The following is a 5,151-nucleotide window of genomic DNA, read 5'->3' as shown; positions in this document are numbered from 1 at the left end:
GCGCCTGACCGCGCAGTTCCCAGACATCCCGATCGTCTCGGAGGAAGTCGCCAGCGAGTTCGGCACCCCCGACGCCATCGGCCCGCGCTTTTTCCTGGTCGATCCGGTCGACGGCACCAAGGCCTTCGTGCGCGGCGATCCGAACTTCACCGTCAATATCGGCCTGATCGAAAACGGCCGCCCGGTCGCGGGCGCGGTGACGGCCCCAGCCTCCGACGAGACCTGGTTCACGCAAGGCGGCCAGGCGATGAAACGCAAGATCGGCGGGGCCGCCCAGCCGGTCAGCGTCCGCCCCTGGCCCCAGGGCGCGGCGGTGGCGCTGGTCAGCCACACCATGTCCGAAGAGACCGCGCGGAAGCTCGCCGACCAGTACGGCTTTGACCTGCGCGAACCGATGGATTCCTCGATCAAGTTCTGCCGGCTGGCCGAGGGCGCAGCCGACGTCTATCCGCGTCATGGACCGACCATGGAGTGGGATATCGCCGCCGGCCACGCGGTGCTGCTGGCCGCTGGCGGCCAACTAACGACGCCGGAGGGCGATGCGTTCGTCTATGGCAAGGCCGACGCGGGCTTCCGCAACGGCTGGTTCGTCGCGCGCGGCGGCTAGACCGCTCGCAGATCCATCGGCGGCGGGGACGCAGGCGCGAAGGCCTGCACCGCCGCGGGCGCCTCCTGGGCGTAGCGCGTCTGCCCGCTGCCGCCGAGGAACAGATAGCCGGCGAACCCAACGACAAAAGCGAACGCCCCGATCCAGAGGAACGGGCGGACGATGTCGAACACGCTGACCTGGGTCATGATTTTCCCCGGAGGCGACCTGAACTCACCTGAGGTGAACAACGCGACCTGGCCTGCGGTTGCGAGCCCCGCGCGACAAAGTTCGGCCTTTCATCGACGAAGCATCTTCCACGGTCGATTGCGTCCATTTGGACACAGTCGCCACACTTGCGACTAATTCGCATTGCCAGTGCGCAGCCTTCTAATTAATAGCGCCTCTTAGTTTCATTCTCATCGAGGCGAGCATTCTCGTGAACAATCGACGGACGAGCGGCGTGCGCGCCTATGCTCGCAAGGCGCTGACCCCGGCCGCAGTGGCTGGCGTCGCGGGGCTGGCCTTCGCGCCGCAACTCGCTCTGGCCGACGACGCGGCGGCGGACGCCGCGACCGAGTTGTCCGGCGTTCAAGTTGAGGGCAAGGCGGCCCTGCAGCCCGCCTCCCCGAAATACACGTCGCAACTGCTCGACACCCCGCGCAACGTGACCGTGGTTCCGCGCGTGATCATCGAGCAGACGGCGGCGACCTCGCTGCAGGATATTCTGCAGACCTCGCCCGGCATCACCTTCGGCGCCGGCGAAGGCGGCCAGCCGCTGGCCGACCGCCCGTTCATCCGCGGCCAGGCCTCGGGCAACAACATCTTCGTCGACGGCGTCCGCGACTCTGGCGGACAGGTCCGCGAGGTCTTCAACCTGGAACAGATCGAAGTCATCAAGGGTCCGGACTCGGCCTATAATGGCCGCGGCTCCGGCGGCGGCAGCATCAACCTGACCACCAAGCGCCCGACGCTGGTGGAACAGACCGACGTCTCAGCGCAGGTCGGCACCGACAGCTATCTGCGCGGCACGATCGACGCCAACCTTCCGATCGGCGAGACCAGCGCGATCCGCGTCAACCTGATGGGATCGCAAGGCGACATTCCTGGCCGGAACGCCGTCGATTTCGACCGTTGGGGCGCGGCGATCGCCGCCGGCGTCGGCATCGGCACCGACACCCGCGTGACGCTCAGCTACTATCACCTGACCGCCAACAACATGCCCGACTACGGCGTACCGCTCTATACCAAGCTGGGCGGCGCCACCGCGCCGCGCACGACCAAAAGCGGCGTGCTGGATGTTCCGCGGGACTCCTTCTACGGCCTGACGGCGCGCGACTTCCAGAAGTCCGAAGCCGACATCGCGACGCTGATCACCGAACACGACATCAACGACGCGATCACCTTCCGGAACGTGTTCCGCTATTCCAAGACCCTGAACGACTACGTGGTCACCAACCCGGGCGATGGCGGCGCGGCCCAGTTCGTGGCCGGCGAGTGGTGGATGAAGCGCGGCACCAAATCGCGCTGGAACCAGGCCACCACGGTCGCCAACGTCACCGACTTCTACGGCAAGTTCACCACCGGTGGCATCGAGCACAGCTACGACGTCGGGCTGGAACTCTCGCGTGAGACCAACCGCAACGCGTCCTACCTGATCTACACCACGGCCGGCTCGGCCTGCCCCGCCGGCTTCACCAACAACGTCACCACCGCCGGCGTCGGCGATTGCACCCGCGTCTTCGCCCCGAACCCCAGCGATCCGTGGCAAGGCGTGGTCAACCGTCCGGACGCCTCGGTGAACTATACCCAAACGGTCGGCGTCTACGCCTTCGACACGATCTCGTTCGGCGACAAGTGGCTGCTGAACCTCGGCATCCGGCACGACGAATACTCGGTCAAAGGCCTGGATGTCGGCGTGACCAGCGTCCAAGGCGTGCAGACCGCCACGACCCTGACGCCGCGCAAGGGCGACTGGAGCTTCACGAACTATCAGGTCGGCCTGGTCTACAAGCCGACCCCGAACGGCAGCGTCTACGCCTCCTACGGCACCTCATCGACCCCGCCGACCATCAGCGGCGGCGACCAGAACACCACGGGCGCGGGCCTGGGCAATCTAGCCAACGTCTTGCTGGATCCGGAAGAAGTCACCTCGGCCGAGATCGGGGTGAAGTGGGCCTTCTTCCACGAGCGCCTATCCACCTCGGCGGCGCTGTTCCACATGACCCGTGAAAACGCGCAGGTCCTGGTCGACACCGGCATCTACGCCCAGGTCGGCGAAACCATGGTTCAAGGCCTCGAAATCGGCGTCACCGGCCGGGTCACCCCCGCCTGGATGGTGTTCGGCGGCTATACCTACATGGATAGCGAACTGGTTCGCGGCGCCTTTAACGGCGTCAACCAAGGCGATCGCCTGGCCAATACGCCGGAGCACTCGTTCAGCCTGTTCACCACCTACGACCTGACCGACGCCTTCAGCTTCGGCGGCGGCGCTTACTATGTCTCCGACAGCTACGGCGGCAACCAGGGCGGCGCTGGGGGCGGGGCCAATGCGGTGTTCGCCCCGGCCTACTGGCGCTTCGACGCCTATGCGGCCTACCGCTTCACCGACACGCTGAATCTTCAGCTCAATGTGAAGAATGTCACAGACGAGGACTATATCGCCCGCACCAACGGCGTTCACCACGCCGACTACGGCCCCGGCCGTCAGGCGATCCTCACCCTCAACGTCCGCTTCTAACCTCCCCCCAGAGGAACGGACGCAAGGCCTCGCTCCCCCCAGGGCGGGGCCTTTTCCTTTGGGAGCGCCCGCGCCTAAGGTCATCGCCATGATGCTTCACATCCCCCAGGCGCTCTCCAAGCCGGCCGTCGCCGAGCTGCGCGCCCTGATCGACGCCGCCGACTGGATCGACGGCAACGCCACCTCCGGCTCGCAATCGGCCCTGGCCAAGCGCAACGAGCAACTTCCGGAAGGCTCGGAGGCGGCCAGGATCGCCGGAGACAAGGTGCTGGACGCCCTGGCCAAGAGCCCGCTGTTCGTCACCGCCGCCCTGCCGCAGACGGTTTTCCCGCCGCTGTTCAACCGCTATGGCGGCGGCCAGGCCTTCGGCGCCCATATCGACAATGCCGTGCGCCAGACCCGGGCCGGCGACCTACGCATCCGCAGCGACCTCTCGGCCACCCTCTTCCTTAGCGAGCCCGAGGACTATGACGGCGGCGAGCTGTTGGTCGAGGACACCTACGGCGTTCATGAAGTGAAGCTGAGCGCGGGGGACCTGATCCTCTACCCAGCCTCCAGCCTGCATCAGGTTACGCCGGTGACGCGAGGGGTCCGCACCGCCAGCTTCTTCTGGATCCAGAGCATGGTGCGCGACGACACTCGCCGCGCCCTGTTGTTCCAGATGGACATCGCCATCCAGCAATTGGCCGGCAAGGTGGGGGCCGGCGCGCCGGAACTGATCTCGCTGACCGGCGCCTATCACAACCTGCTGCGGATGTGGGCCGAGGTCTGAGGACTTGCCTTTGCCGTGGCGCGCCGAGAAGGTGCGCCGCAAATGGAGGACGCCCCAATGGCCTATGAAACGATCACCTACGAGACGCGCGGCCAGGTCGGGATCCTCACCCTCAACCGCCCGGACAAGCTGAACGCCATCTCAGCTGAACTGAGGCGCGATCTAGAGGCCGGGTTGATCGCGGCGCGCGCAGATGACGGCGTTCGCGCCTTGGTGCTGACCGGGGCCGGGCGCGGCTTTTGTTCGGGCGCCGACCTGACCGGGCCGGTCCCGGAACGCGATGGCCCGCCGCCGCAGAACGAGCGCCTGGACGAAGAGGCCTGGATGGGCCGCTGGGCGCGGCTGCTGCATGACTTCGACAAGCCGCTGATCGGCGCGATCAACGGCGTCTGCGCCGGAGCCGGCATGAGCTGGGCCCTGGCCTGCGACGTCCGCATCGGCTCCGAGCACGCCCGCTTCAAGACCACCTTCGCCGAGCGGGCGATCTCGCCTGACTCCGGCCTGTCCTTCCTGCTCCCGCGGATCGTCGGCTACGCCAGCGCCGCGGACCTCGTCTTCACCAGCCGCATGGTACTGGCCGACGAGGCGCTGAAGCTTGGCCTGCTCAACCGCCTGACCGCGCACGAGACCTTGCTGGACGACGCGCTCGCCTATGGCGAGCAGATGGCCCAGTGGCCGCCGCTGGCGATCCGCATGGCCAAGAAGGTGCTGCAGGCCGGCATGGAGACCGACCTCCAAACCGCCGTGAAATACGAGTCCGTCGGCCTGACCCACGCCCGCCGGGCGGTGAACGACGTCAAGGAATCGGCCGCCTCGTTCCGCGAGAAGCGCAAAGGCATCTACACGGGCACGTAATTTGGGGTCATAAGGCCCGCGACATCTTCAGGAGACGCGCCATGGCCCTCGACACCGGTGATCAACCCAAGACCTTCAACTGGGAAGACCCGCTCGACCTGGCCTCGCGCCTGACTGAGGAGGAGCGGATGGTCTGGGAGTCGGCGCGGGCCTACGCCCGCGAGAAGCTGCTGCCTCGCGTGGTCTCGGCCTATGCCG

5 protein-coding genes are annotated in these 5,151 nt (G+C 66.7%); 4 read left to right on the top strand and 1 reads right to left on the bottom strand.

Going from position 1 to position 5,151, the window contains the following annotated elements; all coding sequences use genetic code 11:
• A partial coding sequence (cysQ, locus tag Q7T84_RS00060; RefSeq protein ID WP_304805522.1) for a 3'(2'),5'-bisphosphate nucleotidase CysQ occupies positions 1-607 on the top strand: 607 nt, incomplete at its 5' end.
• Here cysQ and Q7T84_RS00055 read toward each other — a convergent pair.
• Entirely contained in the window at positions 604-795 is a 192-nt protein-coding gene (locus Q7T84_RS00055) for a hypothetical protein (protein WP_304805521.1), read from the bottom strand. The genes cysQ and Q7T84_RS00055 overlap by 4 nt on opposite strands.
• Before the next feature lie 230 nt (positions 796-1,025).
• Between Q7T84_RS00055 and Q7T84_RS00050 the strand changes: the two genes are divergently transcribed.
• From Q7T84_RS00050 to Q7T84_RS00040, 3 genes are all read left to right on the top strand, one after another.
• Complete coding sequence (locus Q7T84_RS00050; protein ID WP_304805520.1) at positions 1,026-3,326, top strand: TonB-dependent siderophore receptor; 2,301 nt, start codon at positions 1,026-1,028, stop codon at positions 3,324-3,326.
• 88 nt (positions 3,327-3,414) lie between these two features.
• On the top strand, positions 3,415-4,098 hold the full coding sequence (locus Q7T84_RS00045; protein ID WP_304805519.1) for a Fe2+-dependent dioxygenase: 684 nt from the start codon (positions 3,415-3,417) through the stop codon (positions 4,096-4,098).
• A gap of 57 nt (positions 4,099-4,155) precedes the next feature.
• Positions 4,156-4,953 carry an enoyl-CoA hydratase/isomerase family protein gene (locus Q7T84_RS00040; protein WP_304805518.1) on the top strand — a complete coding sequence of 266 codons (798 nt, stop codon included), beginning with the start codon at positions 4,156-4,158 and terminating at the stop codon, positions 4,951-4,953.
• Positions 4,954-5,151: the final 198 nt, after the last annotated feature.

Source organism: Phenylobacterium sp. (genome assembly GCF_030654915.1).
Lineage (GTDB): Bacteria > Pseudomonadota > Alphaproteobacteria > Caulobacterales > Caulobacteraceae > Phenylobacterium.
The sequence above is the reverse complement of the archived record's forward strand: the minus strand, read 5'-3'. Positions and strand labels throughout refer to the sequence as shown.

What these genes read in the sequence shown, in the direction of transcription:
- Q7T84_RS00055 (WP_304805521.1), bottom strand. Translation starts at nt 795, where the DNA reads ATGACCCAGGTCAGCGTGTTCGACATCGTCCGCCCGTTCCTCTGGATC.
- Q7T84_RS00045 (WP_304805519.1), top strand. Translation starts at nt 3,415, where the DNA reads ATGATGCTTCACATCCCCCAGGCGCTCTCCAAGCCGGCCGTCGCCGAG.
- Q7T84_RS00040 (WP_304805518.1), top strand. Translation starts at nt 4,156, where the DNA reads ATGGCCTATGAAACGATCACCTACGAGACGCGCGGCCAGGTCGGGATC.